General features: G+C 53.4%; 11 protein-coding genes and 1 pseudogene. 3 read left to right on the top strand and 9 right to left on the bottom strand.

Going from position 1 to position 17,472, the window contains the following annotated elements; all coding sequences use genetic code 11:
• Window positions 1-51: 51 nt before the first annotated feature.
• Window positions 52-1,041: a PAS domain S-box protein gene (locus PG898_RS11885; protein WP_270824216.1), complete on the bottom strand. Its 990-nt coding sequence runs from the start codon at window positions 1,039-1,041 to the stop codon at window positions 52-54.
• 1,711 nt (window positions 1,042-2,752) lie between these two features.
• On the opposite strand from PG898_RS11885, the gene PG898_RS11880 reads away from it, so the two are divergent.
• Window positions 2,753-4,048: a methyl-accepting chemotaxis protein gene (locus PG898_RS11880; protein WP_106552074.1), complete on the top strand. Its 1,296-nt coding sequence runs from the start codon at window positions 2,753-2,755 to the stop codon at window positions 4,046-4,048.
• Between the two features lie 16 nt (window positions 4,049-4,064).
• On the opposite strand, the pseudogene PG898_RS11875 reads toward PG898_RS11880, so the two are convergent.
• From PG898_RS11875 to PG898_RS11855, 5 genes and pseudogenes are all read right to left on the bottom strand, one after another.
• Window positions 4,065-4,504: pseudogene (locus tag PG898_RS11875) on the bottom strand (DDE-type integrase/transposase/recombinase); the annotation flags it as partial.
• A 54-nt stretch (window positions 4,505-4,558) separates the two neighbouring features.
• Window positions 4,559-4,960, bottom strand: coding sequence for a hypothetical protein (locus PG898_RS11870; protein ID WP_270824151.1), 402 nt, complete (start codon window positions 4,958-4,960; stop codon window positions 4,559-4,561).
• Between the two features lie 64 nt (window positions 4,961-5,024).
• Window positions 5,025-6,932 (bottom strand): hypothetical protein, encoded by a 1,908-nt coding sequence (locus PG898_RS11865; RefSeq protein WP_270824152.1) that lies wholly within the window; start codon window positions 6,930-6,932, stop codon window positions 5,025-5,027.
• Window positions 6,933-7,185: 253 nt separating this feature from the next.
• Entirely contained in the window at window positions 7,186-8,079 is an 894-nt protein-coding gene (locus tag PG898_RS11860) for a YagK/YfjJ domain-containing protein (protein WP_270824153.1), read from the bottom strand.
• A 376-nt stretch (window positions 8,080-8,455) separates the two neighbouring features.
• Window positions 8,456-8,671 (bottom strand): helix-turn-helix transcriptional regulator, encoded by a 216-nt coding sequence (locus tag PG898_RS11855; protein ID WP_106553744.1) that lies wholly within the window; start codon window positions 8,669-8,671, stop codon window positions 8,456-8,458.
• A 334-nt stretch (window positions 8,672-9,005) separates the two neighbouring features.
• Between PG898_RS11855 and PG898_RS11850 the strand changes: the two genes are divergently transcribed.
• Together PG898_RS11850 and PG898_RS11845 are read left to right on the top strand one after the other, a co-directional pair.
• Window positions 9,006-10,367 (top strand): hypothetical protein, encoded by a 1,362-nt coding sequence (locus PG898_RS11850; protein WP_270830626.1) that lies wholly within the window; start codon window positions 9,006-9,008, stop codon window positions 10,365-10,367.
• Between the two features lie 152 nt (window positions 10,368-10,519).
• Window positions 10,520-10,696, top strand: coding sequence for a hypothetical protein (locus tag PG898_RS11845; protein WP_167562306.1), 177 nt, complete (start codon window positions 10,520-10,522; stop codon window positions 10,694-10,696).
• Between the two features lie 445 nt (window positions 10,697-11,141).
• Here the strand turns inward: PG898_RS11845 and PG898_RS11840 are convergent, their stop codons facing one another.
• The 3 genes from PG898_RS11840 to PG898_RS11830 all read right to left on the bottom strand — a co-directional run bounded on the left by PG898_RS11840 (window position 11,142) and on the right by PG898_RS11830 (window position 17,464).
• Window positions 11,142-12,494, bottom strand: coding sequence for a tyrosine-type recombinase/integrase (locus PG898_RS11840; protein WP_265458810.1), 1,353 nt, complete (start codon window positions 12,492-12,494; stop codon window positions 11,142-11,144).
• 412 nt (window positions 12,495-12,906) lie between these two features.
• Window positions 12,907-14,322 (bottom strand): efflux transporter outer membrane subunit, encoded by a 1,416-nt coding sequence (locus PG898_RS11835; protein WP_270824155.1) that lies wholly within the window; start codon window positions 14,320-14,322, stop codon window positions 12,907-12,909.
• On the bottom strand, window positions 14,315-17,464 hold the full coding sequence (locus PG898_RS11830; protein ID WP_218409283.1) for an efflux RND transporter permease subunit: 3,150 nt from the start codon (window positions 17,462-17,464) through the stop codon (window positions 14,315-14,317). Before PG898_RS11830 ends, PG898_RS11835 begins: the two co-directional genes overlap by 8 nt.
• Between the last annotated feature and the right edge of the window lie 8 nt (window positions 17,465-17,472).

Below are 17,472 nucleotides of genomic sequence, written 5' to 3'. Positions count from 1 at the left end.
ACTCATGATGAACCCTTTTTCATGGCTCCAGATGACAAACATGATCTCATATCAGGGACTTGTTCGCACCTTCCCTAGAGCAATATCGTGCTCTAAGCGGTCTTCAAGTAAAGAGCGATTAGCTAGGCCAGTCAAAACGTCATGGGTTGCCTGGTAGGCGAGCTGCTTTTGTTGTTCTCTCTTTTCAGAAACATCCTTCATGATCGTCGTGTAGTGGGTCACAATACCACTATCATCTTTAACAGGTGTCAGAGATAATTGATTCCAGAAAGGAGTTCCGTCTCGCCGATAGCTCTTGATAGTGAAACTTTTAGCCTCGGCTTTTTCGATGACGCTGCTGATTATATCTGTGCTATCCGCGCCTTTTAGGGAATTGATGATGGCAGAAAATGTACTATTGAAAACCTCTTCACGGCTGTAACCCGTAATATTCGAAAATGCCGTGTTGACAAAGGTGATGGGCATTATTTTCGTTCTGACGTCAACCACTAAAACAGCACTGTCGCTGGACTCCAAACTCTTCGTCAGTATCCGCTGATTTTCTTGGGCAAGTAACCTTTCCGTGACATCTTTAACTACGGCATATAATCCGACGACAGCGTCATCCACTAATATTGGTACAAATGAACATTCGTAATTTCTCCAGCAACCATCAATATTGAGAAACTTCACGTTGAATATCTGTGTAGTGCCATTAATGGTTTTTTTGAATGAGGTGTCAAATGTTCGATAATCTACGTCACTAATTGTACTAGCACTGAGGACGTTGTCGTAGCACAGCACATCGAGATCTTGCTCAGTAATGCCAGTGATCGCCTTAGCTTTGGCGTTAAGAGATACGTAGCGGCCGTCTTTCGAAAATTCGAAAATAGCATCAGGTGATTGGAAAAATAGAGAGCTGAATCGTTGCTCCTCGATACTTAACTCACGAGCATTTTGTTTCTGTATCGCCGTGATAATTCTTCCTGCTGTCAGTAGATAGCTTACGAACAATCCAAAAAAAAGTATACAAGGAAGTAAGATACCAGGCAGGCTGAACATGCTGACAGCACCGCCTATCGCTGTTATGCTTATCGCTGCCCCACCAGGGACCAGAGTCTTTGCATACTCATAGATATTATTGTCATTATCATGAATATGCCATTCATTATCTGAAATATTGTCATGTTCAGATGCTATTCTGACCTCAAAGCCGCGGTTAATTATATTACTTATCGGTGGTTGCATATACCCAATATTGAACGTTGCGATAAATACTCCTCCACCACCCCCCCCAGGTATAGTCAGAAATATTGCATCTAATGGATGAGTGCTATCTGGAAAGAGCCAAGCATCAGAACGTTTCTGCTCACGAATGGAATTAATCCATTGCGAAACATCCAATTTTTTCATCTGGCTTGTTAACCATTTCTTATCCTCTATGGTTCTAGCTTCATTAAATATTTCTTTATTATCCTCTCCAATTACAAGAAGCGATTTAAGTGAAGGAGTATCTTGAAAGTAGCGAGTTAGCTCAGTCTGCTTGAGAGATTCAGGTATATCAAGGTCAAGTATGGCCCATCGTTCAGCTAATCGCTCAATCAAATTAGCTGAAGTATTCAATTCTTGCTCCAATACGGTTGACTGGTAATAAACAAGAGCATTTGCTAAACGATGTCGTTGAAGATGAATGCCCCAACTGGCTACAATCAGCAGTGTAAACGTACCAATTGCTCCGAGTGCACCTATAGCTGCTGCTGGTGTGTTAATCCTGGTGTTCTCACTGCGTGCAATATGGCAGAGAATGAGTAGAGATAAACCAAACACCAAGCAAAAGAGGCTGGCTCCACGGGAGAAACCAAAGATGAATGGGCTGTTGCCGCTCGTTAAATGTGCTATTAGAGTAATGATACCGATAGATATTCCCGCCGCGCCGATGAAGATACCAAACCTGCGGCCAGATTGACTTTTTACTTCGAAAAGGACGACCGCCACCGAGAGTATTATGTAGATGGCAGGAGCAGAGTTGAGGCGATGCTGACCAGTTAGTATGGATAAATGATCGTCAGGTCCTGCCAGAAAATTATGCAATATATTATAGCTGACAATGACTAACAGCAGCAGACTCGTGATGATTCGAATTGATTTCCAACCCATCATCAGAGACACCATGACGACACCGCCAAGCACCAAGGCAAGGGCACCCTCCATGGTTACCATCAATCCTTCTGGTATGCTCAAATGAGGCCAAGCATACGCCGTAAGACTCAACAAGCCTGACATGAAACTGTAGATTAACAGAACATAAAGCCAAGCTTGGAGTCTGATGCTACTGAGAGCTGTTATCATAGATGTGTTATCTCCCCAATCAGAAGATCAATACTGGTATGCATAACCAGTCGTTTGGTTACACCACAGATAACTTATTACATATCATGAAGTTAATTAGGTAAGCTACCAATATAACAGATATGTTGATCCACATCGGAGAAGAACCCGCCGTATACCCAAAGTGTTCCAAATAAGGGCCATTCAATACTGGCCCTGACCTCTGCGCTTTCCGCGTTACGGTGCCCGAATGCTGACATCCTCCCCAGTTTATGCCATCCGTATGAATCGCCCCTACTTTCCTAGACACCCCAAGTGCCTCTATGCACTGCGCGCCCCATGGCCCAAAGTCATCTAAATACTCATATTGGGACTGGCGGTGCCGATACAGTCATTGGGGTCAGGCTGTGGTGCCGCTCCGGATCGTCAACGAGGTAGGAGTGTCATGTTCAATCACAAACTCAAGGCGCAGTTGCTGGCCTGTCAGACCCGGCTCGATGAGCAGCAGAGTGTCGTCGAGGCGATCAAGGACGGCGCCGCGACCATCATCTTCAGCCCGGACGGGGAGATCCTGGAGGTCAGCGAGCCCTTCCTGAGCCTGATGGGGTATGGCGCGAGCGAGCTGCTGGGGCACCACCACCGCCTGCTCTGCCCCGAAGGCTGGACCGGCTCCACCGACTATCAGCAGTTCTGGCGCCGCCTCGCCCAGGGGGAGGTGCAGTCCGGCACCTTCGAGCGGGTCAACCGGCAGGGGGAGACGCGCTGGCTCGAGGCGAGCTATTTCCCGGTAAAGACACAGGGCAGGGTGACCCGGGTAGTGAAGATGGCCAGCGATGTGACGGCCCGGCATCAGCGGCTGCAACACCTGGAGGCGCTGTCCCAGGCGCTGGACCGTTCCCGGGCCATGATAGAGTTCACCCCGAGCGGCGAGATCATCAGTGCCAACGCCAACTTCCTCGACGCCATGGGCTATCGCCTGAACGAGATTGCGGGCAAGCATCACAGGATCTTCTGTGACGAGGTATTCCTGAGCGAGCAGCCCACATTCTGGGAGGAGCTGGCCCGTGGCCAGTTCAAGTCAGGCCTCTTCATGCGCCATAACAGCCGGGGAGAGCCCGTCTGGCTGGAGGCCACCTATAACCCTATTCGCGATCAGAACGGCAAGGTGGTGAAGGTCGTCAAGTTCGCCAGCGACATCACGGCCCGCATTGAGCAGAACCACGCCACCCGGGAAGCGGCCCGCCTCGCCCACAGCACGGCGCAGGAGACCTTGAGCAGCGCCGAGGCCGGTGCCGAGCTGCTGCGCGCCGTGGTCGATACCTCTTCTCTGATCGCCGCCCAGGTGGATCAGGCCATCGCCCTCATAGCTCAGCTCAACGAGCAGTCCAGGAGCATCGAGGCCATCGTCTCGACCATCAGTGCCATTGCCGATCAGACCAACCTGCTGGCCCTCAACGCGGCCATCGAGGCGGCGCGGGCGGGGGAGCAGGGACGGGGCTTTGCGGTGGTGGCCGACGAAGTGCGCCAACTGGCGGCCCGCACCTCCCTCTCCACCGGCGAGATAGCCAAGGTGGTGCAGAAGAACCGCGAGCTGACCGCCAGGGTGACCGACGACATGGCCGGGGTGGCGGGCAGCGCCGAACTCGGCAAGCAGCAAATCAGCGAGGTGGACAAGCTGATGAGCGACATCCACCGGGAGGCGAGCCGGGTCTCGCAGACGGTCTCGGCACTCTCCATCTGAGCAAGTGATGTAGTGGTCAACTTAATACAGACACTTGGTTAGGCCGAATCTCGGCTTTTGCTGGCGGCATCCCGTCATTGTATTGATGTGGACGCCGCCAGTTGTAGTAATCCATCCGGTAGTAACTGATATCTTGCTTCGTTTCCCGCAGGCTCACGTATCACGTTGTCGGGAGCCACTCAGTCTTCAGACTCCTGAACAACCGCTCCATCGGGGCGTATCCCAGCAGTTGCCACATCGACTCATTCTCTGGGTCATGCTATAGCGCCACAGCCGCTGCCGAAACGCACGGCTGCCATATTGGCTGCCCTGAGCGGAGTGAAACAGCACGCCTGATAGGCAACCTCGTTGCTGATAGGGCATATCGAGCGCTTTTATTGCCAGCTCTGCATCAGGTTTGTCAGACATCGCCCAGCCCATGGCTCGCCGGGTATGAAGGTCGAATACCGCGGCGATTCAGGCTCCATCAGTATGCACACGGTCTTAGGCGCCGTAGACCATTCTGCAGGGTCAACGAAGGGGGCGGTGATAGTCCCGGTATTGGCCCAGTACATCGCCGGAAAAGCTGAGCAGCCGGGCGCGGGGGGCATCCAGTACATGCTGGACGGGATCAAATCGAAGAGAGTCGGCCAGCATGCGGCCCTCAGGCAGGGTCACTTCCGTGTTCCCCATCATCAGCATGCCGTCCTGATAATGCCCATGCTCGAAACGCACGATGACGTCGTTCACCATCAAGGTGCCCTGCTTGAGCTGCAGTGATGCTCGTTGCATCTCTCGCAACGCAAACAGACTGGACAATGACGGACGCCCACTGGGCATCCGCTGTAAGTATTCGTGGGTGGTCAATTGATATTGCAACTGACCCTGACGATCGAAGACACGCTCCCGATAATCGGTGTAGCGCGTCAGCATGCCGGTAGCCTGTGCCACCGGCATCCACAACAGGAGCGCCCCCGTCAGGAGCGCTCCCACTGGTTTACAGCTGATCGGCACAGCTGACCTTGTTGTCATCCAGGTCGGTACAGGAGACGAAGACCTTGTCAAAGGTCGACCCGGCCACCGGCGTCATCTGGGTTGACCAGTCATAACCCACCCCCTTGGCATAGATGGCGGTGTGGCTCTCCTGATCTTCCTGCATCCAGCCGATGTACTTCAGTACACCACGATCGCTCTGGGCAAGTGCCTTGAACTCGTCGCTCGTGATGAGACACATGGGCTCTCCCATGGCCTTGGACAGCTCGGCATCCCGCGCCCCCACCGCGCCATCACAGCCGCCGGTCACCTTGATGGTCATGTCACTGCGATCCAGCATCTCATCGAAGAACGGCAGCACATTGATGTTGTACTTCACCCCCACCTCTTGAGGCTGCCAGCCCATGCCGGTATTGACGTATCGGGTCTCGACGCTTTCCCACTGGATAGTGGGCACAGTGCCTGCAAAGTGGTTCGCCAGCTCCTTGAGAGTCGCGGCATTGGCCTCGATCTCATCCTGGGTCAACGACTCGTCCAGCTTGCTCTGATCGATGGTCAGAGCGAGGCTCACCGCATCCTTCAACTGCGACTTGGCCTTGGCCAACCGTGCTTTGGCATCGTCGGTCAAACGGAAGAAATCGGCGTGCGCCACCAGCGCATCAGGCTCGATTTCCTGCTGACTGAACTGGGTCTCGAAGGTGCTGCTGCTCTCTTCATAGGTGGTGGTCGGCTGCATGCCCCAGGTGTCCTTGATGTGCATACGCGGCAAGATCACTTCTTCCTGCTGGGTGACATAGGCGCTGTCCGGACCGTACTGATAGGAGGCGGCGATGTTGAGGGCAGATGCCATCGCCATTGCCGACGCCCGCAGTGCCTTGGCACCGTCGAGGTTGAGGGTGACGGTATCGTCATCGCCATAGGTGGCGCTGTAATCCGGATCCTGGATATCGGCCAGGGCAGCCGCGACGTTTTCCAGGCTGTCGGCATAGGCTCCCATCAGCTTAGCCACGTCACGGGTATATCCCTTGTCACCTTTGAGTGCCACGGAGGCGGTGCCGGGGGTGTGGATGATGACATCCATCACCTTGGCCAGGCTGGTGCTGTAACCACTGCCAATGGCGGACGAGGTGAAGCCCAGGCGTTCAGCCACCACGGGGTTGTTGGTCACCTCCAACATGGTCAGCATGGCCAGCACGATCTGGCGATCGGCCTTGCCGCTCTCACCGGTCTCGGCCTGCAGGGTCTCCTTGTACTCCTTGAACTTGCTCTCGACGTCCAGGTTTTTCAGATCAGTCAGTCCCTGCAGATCGCTCAGCACCTTGTCGACCGCCACGGAGCGGCCATTGACGCCAGCCAGGGTGGCGGAGAGGTGGGCTTTCGCCGCAGCCAGAGAGACGACGGCCTTGGTGAGGCCCGCTGTTTTCAGCGCCTCGACCAGGGAGGTGTTGAAGGCGTCATCGCTACCCAGTTCGACGATCCCCAGTTGCGCGACCTGCGCCTTGTCGAGGGTGATGCCGTTCTCCGGATTGCTGTCGCTGTCGAGCGTCTGCAGCAATGCCGCAATGCGGATCGCTTTCTCCTTGTCGTCACCAGCCAGGGTGTAAGGGGTCACCAGCGAGTTGCCCGCTTTGAGGGTCACCGCCCCCAGGCGTTGGTTGCCCAATGCGAATTCGCAGGTGTCGCCATCATCAAACAGGAATTCCCCGTTTGCATTGGTGACACCGGTGTAATCGTTGCACCGATAGTCGAGGCCACCCACGACGGAATCCAGGAAGACAGCGGTGTGAAGAGGTTTGCTGCCGGTGTCGGTGCCACCGCCATTGTTGCCACCATTGCTGCCGCCCCCGCTCTCGTCACCACCGCCCCCGCAAGCGGTCAACATGACACCGGACAACACACAAGCCACTGCCATACTCAGCACGTTTTTTTTCATTTTTATCACCCGAACAAATGTAAAAAATACGGCCCCATCCCGGGGGCCAAGTTAATCCGGGTATAACCTAGCGTACCCATATGACAAACACCAATGCATTTCCATATGAGTGTGCTCACCATCACGCACGCCCCCTAACCGAGCAGAGAAACAAAGCGCTCATAGATGACGAGCCAAGGGAGGGGGCTGTATTCATCAATCGTTGACCCACAAGCTAGGCTGCCCGGTGGCGCTACATCGGGATCTCCACCGGGTTGGCATCATGAATCGCCCTGGGTCTCCCACCGGACCCTCTTCTGCGAGGCACCTCCATCTTACCCATCCTATTTGAGCGTCCACATGTTTCAGCCAACACTGCCTCGTCCATTTTGACTAGATATTTCATGGCATACAGAAATAGCTTCTGCCGCTTCTCGTCATCACTTCGATGTATCATCCCGATACCATCCGTTCCCCATTCCTCATATTGAGACCGCTTAGCATTGCAGTTGTAATAGCTACCTGCATGCCAACGCTCTCCCAGCAAACGGCCAACCTTGATATCATTTTGCAAGTATTTACCATTGAATATAAACGCGATGTGATAGTGATAGCCTCTACTTTCGCCATATTCTAACTTCCAGATATAGCCTACTAATCGTGTAAACTTGCGCTTGATAGTACGCAAGTAATACTCTCGTTCCTCTTGAGCTTCCTCTAGGGTCACGTCATCTCTAAAGTGAACATCCACTCTGACTACCAGTAGTCTGGCATACTGAACAAAAAGAGCGTTAATGTACTTCTGGATGCTATCGCTATTACGCTTATCAGCACGTTTTAGGTTGTGTAACTGCTTCTGATGACGTGGTGACCTCAGTTGATGCATAAAATCACTTAGAACGTCATTGAGCTCAGTCAAAAGCTCATTACGTGTTTCAGTAGATAAACATTCATCGTATACATCAAGGTCATGGTAACGATAGAAGGATTGCAGGAACAGCTCAACGGAAGGATGAGCTGATTTAGCCTCTCGGTAGTGATAGTAATGTTCGGTAACTGCATCCATTGCTTTTTGGAAAGCATGGATGCTGAATAATGGGTATCTTACTTCCAATTGATGAATGAAGTGCAGGATATCTGTAGACATGAGTAATCCCTCATTGAAGAGTGTTTAGTGAATAGGTCATGAGTGTGTATAGGTAGCTAACTTAGATGTTAAATGGTTAATGTATCTAGTCACTACAGATGATGAATGAATTCAAATAACATAAAGCTCCCCCCTCCTACGAATTCATATCGCCAGAGTCACAGGTACAAGATGCTTAGTGAAATAGTGAGAGGGGGCTATGTTATTCATGATGAGCATTGGTATATTAACGTCATCCATATGATGTTTAGGGTAATTATTGCTACGTCAGCTTTACTTCCTACTTGCAGTAGGAGCTCTGCATCATAATGAATTTGGCAAGATGTAGTTATATTGATGGCATGTGTTCATGCTACCCTGTGGAGAATTTAGCTGTTCAATAAAATCCCCTCATTGATGCCTGTTTAGTTAACCAAGCATCAATTTCATGTTCAAACCAGCCAACAGCTGACAAGCCCAACTTCAATGGCTTGGGAAAATTTTGGTCATAGCGAGGGGATTTATCGCTGATGCGGTCATAGATAGTTGAACGGGCAAGGCCGGTCTTTTGGATAACGTCTTTGATGCGCAGTACTTTGGGGGAAGTGTTCATGGTGTTCTCCTGGTAGTTGGGGGGGCGTTCACCAGAAGGGATTGGGGGTTGAAAAAAACAGGCTTTAAGGAGGGGGTGGCTGCGATAGCAAGTTAATGATGGCCTGTCATAACAAGGCTATATGATGTTGTAGAGCAAGATTGATTGAGGGCAAGTGGGATGCTACGCGGTGTGTCTTTGAAGGATAACTCATGTGATAGTCAATGTGGCTGACATAGGATTGGGCTGTGCAATGTATGGAAACAATCGTCTACAGAGGCTATGATAAAGCAGCCACCTGTCACCTAGGTGACCATCTCTTTTTTGTTTTTATTTTATTAATGGGTAGAGTCATTTGAACATAGATCGTAGGGTCATTAATTTTATTTTTCATTGCTTTTTATTTAAATCCAATAAAATAAATGGAGGATGTGATAAATACAAGAGAGACGCGGCATATATATCAACAATGCCACCTCTTATTGAAACAAAAGAGTGTGCGGTGCATGATCTTATCTACAGATATCTTATCTATAAGCGGGGATATCCCATATCATCACCCCCGCCTCCTCAATTTAAATTGGACTTTGAGGATGTATGCCACTCTCGACGTGCTAGTGGAAATATGCTTTTCCAGCTTATCCCTAAAAATAAAGTTAACACTGCATTTAGGCTAGAAAATGCTCACACTGACCTAGAAAGACTAGATTTAATTATTCATGACTGGCTTCACATCTCAATTGAACAGATAGAAAGCGTTGTTGAAATATACAAGCAAAATTTATCCACAGAGGATGTAAAAGTATTTACAAACACTATTCTTTTTTATTTCTCGAGAGCGCTTGATAGCAAATGTTACACTGTTCAGGGGGTCTTTGAGAAAACCCCATCAATGGATACATTGTCAGTGGTATTCATGAATTTAATGAAGATATCTGAGAGCGATAAAAGCCATATGGCGTTACGAAGCAATGTCGTTGCCGAGCGTTTTTTCTCCTTGAGTGAAAAAAACTTGTTGCTGTCTCAAGACAATAAACGTGTTGAAGGAATGCTTCAGGTTTTAATAGATGCAATAATTATATCCGCAAGTATTGATGAGACATCAAGGCTTGCTCGTAAAAATGCTATAATGGCAATAATACTTGGTGCTAAGCAGCTAGCATTAACTGTGATCGATGAGCGTTTATCAAACAAGCTAAAAAAATTAGTCTACTCAGATGAACATACCATTGAGCGTTTATCTAAAACTGTTTTTTCACGCATCAAGTCATGCTGGTGGTTTTCTGAGTTAATGGCATCAGCAAAAAACAAGCAGGATAAATTTGTTTACATAAAAGCTCTTCTGAATTCCTTCTTTATGACATATCAGCAGATAGATAGCCTGTTAAATAGTATACAATCTGCCAATAGCACGAAAAAGAATAAAGAACTAAAAAGAGTAGAGCAACTTACTTTTGATGTTCCATCTCTAGTGAAGGATCGATTTGAAAAATTATACTTGGAAAAACGTAAAGACAATAATAAATTAACTAAGAGGGGGCTTATTTCTGCTCTTATTGATGAAGAATACAAAAAAACCTTTAACAAATCTGAACAAAATAATTCATGCTTCGGTATAATGTATGATGAAGAGAATGACTTGTATTCTCCCGCGTTGGAGGTTGACGCCAATCTGAAAGCTAAAAATACATCCAAGCTACAATCTGGAAAACGGTAATTTTTGAAAGTGGACATGGGCCTTTCAAATGGAGTGTATCAGCAGGAAGCCTGGGGCGAGCAGTAAGAACCAGGTAATCTGCTAGGCGTTTAAGTAGAGAAAACGGATACCGATCCGGTCAATTGATTTGGACTGCGGTTTAAGAGGTATCAATGAAGCAGTACCAAAACTGGCTGGCCCAGTATCTGATTTGTCGTCGTTATAACGACCATGCCATGGCCGCAGAATTGGCCGAGAGCATCTGTGCTTTCTGGCTGGTCAGAGGCGATAAGGTTGAGCATACCAAGTGGCAGAAGGTCTATCAGGATCACCTGCAACAGGCCACCTGACAGGCAAGGCTAATGGCCAGGGAAGGCGCCGCACCAGCTTTGTGCCTATCAGGTGGCTGCGTAGCATATCAGGCTAAACGGGCTCATAGAAGGAAGCGGCCATCGGCCGCTTCCTTCTTGGTGCATATTCCGGTCGAAAATGAACACCTATTCCGGTTTAAAATGAACGCTGATTCCGGCTTTCGTGTACACCGATTCCGGACACCTCAGTGCACGTACTCTGATGTCAGATGAACCGTCCTGTTCCAACGTCTTGGATCCACAACTGCCGCGCTGCGCTTGGCTGCTGGCTTGTTCAGTGAGTCGAAAAGATGCCTCCCCTCAAAGCTCAGCTTCTGCTCGAAGAATCCCTGTCCGCATACTTTCCGGAAATGGTGTTCACAGATTCCGGAATCACTGTTCAACTTCACCGGAATACGCACTTGGGTCTGATCGAGCTGAAAACTCAGCGTTTACCGAATGTCCCTTGGATTACGTTACCCATAACTTCTGGTGATTTTTCCACTTCATGTTGGGCTATTTGATGTTTCACAATATCCCCCCACCGAAGAAATAAACTCCTCAGTTTTTCAGGGTTACGTAAAGCGCCCGCCTGATAAGTTCGCAGGAGTTTGTCACTGATCTGGTGGTTCAGCATATGCTCTATCTCTAGAGGTCCTGCACCAAGTTCAATACCACAGCAGTTTGCAACACTGCGCCGCAGGTCGTGTACGCTAAATGGCTCAAGTTCAGCCAGCTTACGCTTCTGTAGCCGGTCAAGGGCGCGCATAAGTGCGTCACCTGTGATGGCATGACCCAGCTTCGTCGTCGATTCGAACACATATGGACTGGTAGAGGAGGTTATCATTCGCTGCTCTGAAATGATTTCCTGAGCCAAAGGCGACAAGGTCACCACATGCGGGCGCCCATTTTTGGTTTCCGGAATCGTCCAGCGATCACCATCCAAGTGTGCCCACTGCATCGATATCACTTCACCTCGACGAACCGCGCTCAATATGACGATTTTAATTGCATTGGCGACACTTCCAGAAAGAACAGAAGTCGTAGCAATGCCACGGCCACCAGCTGTTAACGCTCCGCCACCTCCAACGCCCTCTTCTAATGCATGCCACAAGGCTCGTAATTCAGAGATTGGTAGCCAACGCTCTCGAGGTAGATTGGGGGTCGCATTGTAAACTTTGGGTTTGAGTGCCAACGTGGGGCTCATCTCGATAAGCTGCCGTCGCATAGCCTCTTCCATCACCTGGTTCATTATGCCCATTGCTTTGCGAAGTCCTTCCAGAGAGACCTTCTGTAGCTTCTGATAGTGATGGTGGAGGACAGCCATGGTGATATCGCAAACTCGATATTTACCAAGGACCTTTTGCAAGTGTGTTTGGTAGATTCGACGATAATCAGTGACGGTTCGAAGGCTAATCTCTGATCGAACGCCATCACGGCGTTTTACGCTGGCTTTGTGGCTAAGCCATTGCTCAAACAGTTCATCAAGCACGAGCATCTGTTCGTTCTTTTGTTTAGCTTCTGCAACAACCTGACGGGGATCGATGCCCTGTTTGACTTGCCCCACCGCAACACAATGTCGCTCACGAGCTTGAGCAAGTCCCATCGCAGGGTATAGTCCAAGTACCATGGTTTGTTGCTTGCCAAGTAGCCTAAATCGATACACGAAGCGTTTTTGCTTACCGGCCCGAACCTCGAGTGATAACCCGTTACCATGTTTAGAGCTGATAGCAAATCGGGTTGCGGTTGCACCTTCTTTAAGCTCTGCTGCCGCGACTTGTCGATCTTGAGAAATCATCCTAAAACCTCGTATTGGGGTACCACACGGGGTACCACATGGGGTACCACATTTGGCATCGTATAGGGTTGTATGTCGTTGGACAAGAGTGAATTTGATGTGTATTTAACTCATTGAATTTAATGTAAATGAATTTTTTTGTTGGATTTATCAAGACAGGATTAAACGTGAGTTTATTGACTTCGTAATGCGAAGGTCGCAGGTTCGACTCCTGTTTCCGGCACCAGATAGATGAGAAGGCTCGCAGCGATGCGGGCCTTTTTCTATTTCAGCCTGGGCAAGCCTGGCGTTCGCGAACCGGGCCTGCGCTCGGCAGCGAAGTGTCCAGAAGAGGCGGCCATTTACACATAAAAACGGGGCGAACCCTGCGGTTCGCCCCGTTTTTGTCACATTGTCAGCAACGGATGAGAGACTAGCCCTGCCCTTCGGAGGCCGCCGAGGCCTCCTTGGGTGCCTGCCAGCCACCGCCGACCGCCTTGTAGAGTGCAACCTGGTTGCTCAGCTGGGCCAGGCGGGTGCTGATGAGCCCCTGCCGTGCGCTGAACAGGGTGCGCTGGGCATCGAGCCGGGTGAGATAACTGTCCACCCCCTGCTCGTAGCGGAACTCCGCCAGCTTGAAGTAGGTCTGGTTGGCATCCACCAGATCCTGCTGGGCCTGCAGCTGCTGCTGGTAGTCCGCCTGGGCACCGAGCGTATCCGCGACCTCCTTGAAGGCGGTCTGGATGCTCTTCTCGTAGCTCGCCACCGCCTGTTTGGTGCCGACCTCGGCTACATCCAGATCTGCAATGCGCTTGCCACCGTCGAAGATGGGCAGGTTTATCTGGGGCATGAAGGTCCAAGTGCCGGTGCCGCCGTCAAACAGCCCGCTCAGCTGATTGCTGGCGGTGCCCGCCGTCGCGGTGAGCGAGATGGTCGGGAAGAAGGCGGCACGGGCCGCGCCTATATTGGCGTTGGCCGCCTTCAGGCTGTGCTCCGCCGCCAGTATGTCGGGCCGCTGTTGCAGCAGGCTGGAGGGGGCCCCCACCGGGATCGGCGCCAGTTGCACCTCGGCCAGGGTCGCCGGTTGGCCTTCCTGCACGGGCACTTCTGTGCCGAGCAGCAGGGTCAGGCCATTTCTGTCCTGTTTCACCTGGCGCTGGTATTGCGCCTGGCTGACCCGGGCGTTCTCGAGCGCCGTGCGCCCCTGCGCCAGCTCCATCTCGGAGGCCGCTCCCAGCCGGTACTTGTGCTGGGTCAGGGCATAGCTCTCCTGCTCGGTCGCCAGCGTCGCCTGGCTCAGGGCCAGCAGCTCCTGATCCGCCAGCAGGGTGAGGTAGGCATTCGCCACCGAGGCGATCAGCGCTATCTGGGTGCTCCGCTGGGTCTCGATCTGCGCCAGGTAGTTCTCCAGCGCCTGATCTTTCAGGCTCTGGATCCGGCCAAACAGATCCAGCTCATAGGCGGTGATGCCGATGTCGGCGCCGTACTGGCTGCTGATGTTCCCCTGCCCCGTGCTGCTGAGATCGTCGGATCCCTGCTGACGGGTGCCGGAGCCGCTGGCGGCCAGGGTCGGCAACTGGGCCGCCCGCTGGATCCGGTATCTCGCCTCATAGGCCTCGACGTTGAGGGCCGCGAGCCGCAGATCCCGGTTGTTCTCCAGGGCGGTGTCGATCAGCTTTTGCAGTGCCGGATCGAGGAACTGTTGCTGCCAGGGCGCCAATGCCCCCTGGGTGGCGAGGTTCTCTTGCCAGGAGGCGCCTTGCGGCACCTCGGGGCGTTGGTAATCGGGGGCCATGGAACAGGCCCCCAGCAGCAGCGTCACACTCAGGGCGACCAGGATCTTAGTCATGTTGGGTCTCCTTGGTCAGCGCGACGCGCTCCTCGGCTGAACTGTGTTTGGTGAAGTAGCGCATCACCAGCACGAAGAACAACGGTACGAAGAAGATGGCGAGCACGGTGGCCGTGATCATCCCCCCCATCACGCCGGTACCGATGGCGTTGCGGCTGCTGGCGCCGGCACCTGTGCTGATCACCAGCGGCAAGACGCCGAGGATGAAGGCAAGGGACGTCATCAGGATCGGACGCAGACGCTGACGGGAGGCTTCCACCACCGCATCGCCGAGTTTCATCCCCTTGTCATGGAGCTCCTTGGCGAACTCGACGATCAGGATGGCGTTCTTGGCCGAGAGCCCTATGGTAGTGAGCAGGCCCACCTGGAAGTAGACGTCGTTCTCAAGCCCGCGCAGGGTTGCGGCCAAAATGGCCCCCAGCACCCCGAGCGGCACCACCAGCATGACCGAGAATGGAATACTCCAGCTCTCGTACAGGGCCGCCAGACAGAGGAAGACCACCAGCAGCGAGATGGCGTAGAGCGCCGGCGCCTGGGAGCCTGCCTGACGCTCCTGGAAGGAGAGCCCTGTCCACTCGATGCCGATGCCTTCCGGCAGTTGTTTCACCATCTGCTCGATGGCCGCCATGGCGTCACCGGTACTCTTGCCCGGCGCAGCTTCACCGACGATCTCCATGGCGGAGACACCGTTGTAGCGCTCCAGGCGGGGCGAGCCGAAGCTCCACTCGGTACTGGCAAAGGCGGAGAAAGGCACCATCTGGCCCGTGCTGTTGCGCACGTACCACAGCTTGAGATCCTCCGGGTTCATCCGGAAGGGGGCATCCGCCTGCAGGTAGACCTTCTTGACCCGGCCTCTGTCGACGAAGTCATTGACGTAGGAGGAGCCCCAGGCCGCCGACAGGGTGTTGTTGATGTCGCTGATGGAAAGCCCCTGGGCCAGCGCCTTCTCGTAGTCGATCTTGATGTCGAGCTGGGGGGTGTCTTCCATCCCGTTCGGGCGTACCCGTACCAGGTTGGGATCCTGCGCCGCCATGCCGAGCAACTGGTTGCGCGCCTGCATCAGCTTCTCGTGACCCAGACCACCACGGTCCTGCAGGAAGAAGTCGAAGCCGGTGGCCGTGCCGAGTTCAGGGATGGGGGGCAGGTTGAAGGCAAAGACCTGCGCCTCCTTGATGCTGAACAGATACCCCATGGCGCGGCCTATGATGGCATTGGCGCTGCGCTCTTCCCCTTTACGCTCGCTCCAGTCCTTCAACTTGATGAAGGCCATGCCGCTGTTCTGGCCGCTACCGGCGAAGCTGAAGCCCGCCACCGTCAGCACGGAGTCGACGTTATCCTTCTCGTTTTCGAGGAAGTAGTCGCGCATGTCGGCCAGCACCACCTCGGTACGCTCCTTGGTGGCCCCCACCGGCAGCTGCACCATGGACATGATGACCCCCTGATCCTCTTCCGGCAGGAAGGAGGTGGGCAGACGCATGAAGAGCACCGCCAGCACCGCCAGCATGGCCAGGTAGATGATGCCGTAGCGGGTCCCCTGCTTGATCACCTTGCGCACACCGTTCTGGTAGCGGTTGGCATTGGTATCGAAGAAGCGGTTGAACCAGCCGAAGAAGCCGCGTTGGGCACCAAACTCCCCGTGTTTCATGGGTTTGAGCAGGGTGGCACAGAGCGCCGGGGTCAGGATCAGCGCCACCAGCACCGACAGCACCATGGCCGAGACGATGGTCAGCGAGAACTGGCGATAGATGGCGCCGGTCGAGCCGCCGAAGAAGGCCATGGGCACGAACACCGCCGACAGCACCAGGGCGATGCCCACCAGGGCGCCGGTGATCTGGGTCATGGACTTGCGGGTCGCCTCCAGCGGGGAGAGCCCCTCCTCGCTCATCAGCCGCTCCACGTTCTCCACCACCACGATGGCGTCATCCACCAGCAGGCCGATGGCGAGCACCAGACCGAACATGGTCAGGGTGTTGATGGAGAAGCCGAAGGCTGCCATGACCCCAAAGGTACCGAGCAGTACCACGGGCACGGCGATGGTCGGGATCAGGGTCGCCCGGAAGTTCTGCAGGAACAGATACATAACGCAGAACACCAGGAAGATGGCCTCGATCAGCGTCTGCACCACCTCCTCGATGGAGATCTTCACGAACGGCGTGGTGTCGTAGGGGTAGACGATCTTCATGTTGGCCGGGAAGTAGGCTGAAAGTTCACCCAGCTTGGCACGTACCATCTCGGCGGTATCCAGCGCATTGGCTCCGGTGGCCAGCTTGATGGCAACCGCCGCCGTGGCCTGACCGTTGTAGAGCGCGGAGGCATCGTAACTTTCGCCGGCGAGCTCGACCCGGGCCACGTCTTTGAGCAGCACCTTGGAGCCATCCTGATTCACCCGCAACAGGATGTTGTTGAACTCCTCCGGGGTGGAGAGACGGGTCTGCCCCATGATGGTGGCGGTAAATTGCTGATCGCTCACCGCCGGGGTGCCCCCCAGCTTGCCGAACGCAACCTGGGCGTTCTGGGCCTGGATGGCGGCCTGCACGTCTCCCGGGGTCATCTGTACCCGGTTGAGCTTGTGAGGATCGAGCCAGACCCGCATGGAGTACTGGCTGCCGAACAAGGTGATGTCACCCACCCCGTCCAGCCGGCTCAGGGGCTCCTTGATGTTGGAGACCACGTAATCGGCGAGATCGTCGTTGGTCATGTTGCCATCGGTGGAGATGAAGGCGGCCACCATCAGGAAGCTGCTGGAAGTCTTCTGGACCCGGACACCCTGCTGCTGCACCTCTTGGGGCAGGAGCGACATGGCCTGCTGCAACTTGTTCTGCACCTGCACCTGGGCGATGTCGGGATCGGTGCCCGGCTTGAAAGTGAGGGTCACGCTGACGTTGCCGGACGAATCGGACTGGGCAGACATGTAGAGCAGGTGATCCAGCCCCGTCATGTTCTGCTCGATGATCTGGGTCACCGAGTCTTCCACCGTTTTGGCGGAGGCCCCCGGGTAGCTGGCGGAAATGCCGACGGCCGGCGGGGCTATGGTCGGGTACTGGGCGACCGGCAGGCCTATGATGGCCATGGCCCCGGCCAGCATGATCACCAGGGCGATCACCCAGGCGAAAATGGGTCTGTCTATGAAAAATCGTGCCATGAGGCGAC

The organism is Aeromonas sp. QDB31, assembly GCF_027707605.1.
Taxonomy (GTDB): Bacteria; Pseudomonadota; Gammaproteobacteria; order Enterobacterales; family Aeromonadaceae; genus Aeromonas; species Aeromonas media.
The sequence above is the reverse complement of the archived record's forward strand: the minus strand, read 5'-3'. Positions and strand labels throughout refer to the sequence as shown.

What these genes read in the sequence shown, in the direction of transcription:
- PG898_RS11885 (WP_270824216.1), bottom strand. Translation starts at nt 1,041, where the DNA reads ATGTTCAGCCTGCCTGGTATCTTACTTCCTTGTATACTTTTTTTTGGA.
- PG898_RS11880 (WP_106552074.1), top strand. Translation starts at nt 2,753, where the DNA reads ATGTTCAATCACAAACTCAAGGCGCAGTTGCTGGCCTGTCAGACCCGG.
- PG898_RS11870 (WP_270824151.1), bottom strand. Translation starts at nt 4,960, where the DNA reads ATGCTGACGCGCTACACCGATTATCGGGAGCGTGTCTTCGATCGTCAG.
- PG898_RS11865 (WP_270824152.1), bottom strand. Translation starts at nt 6,932, where the DNA reads ATGGCAGTGGCTTGTGTGTTGTCCGGTGTCATGTTGACCGCTTGCGGG.
- PG898_RS11860 (WP_270824153.1), bottom strand. Translation starts at nt 8,079, where the DNA reads ATGTCTACAGATATCCTGCACTTCATTCATCAATTGGAAGTAAGATAC.
- PG898_RS11855 (WP_106553744.1), bottom strand. Translation starts at nt 8,671, where the DNA reads ATGAACACTTCCCCCAAAGTACTGCGCATCAAAGACGTTATCCAAAAG.
- PG898_RS11845 (WP_167562306.1), top strand. Translation starts at nt 10,520, where the DNA reads ATGAAGCAGTACCAAAACTGGCTGGCCCAGTATCTGATTTGTCGTCGT.
- PG898_RS11840 (WP_265458810.1), bottom strand. Translation starts at nt 12,494, where the DNA reads ATGATTTCTCAAGATCGACAAGTCGCGGCAGCAGAGCTTAAAGAAGGT.
- PG898_RS11835 (WP_270824155.1), bottom strand. Translation starts at nt 14,322, where the DNA reads ATGACTAAGATCCTGGTCGCCCTGAGTGTGACGCTGCTGCTGGGGGCC.
- PG898_RS11830 (WP_218409283.1), bottom strand. Translation starts at nt 17,464, where the DNA reads ATGGCACGATTTTTCATAGACAGACCCATTTTCGCCTGGGTGATCGCC.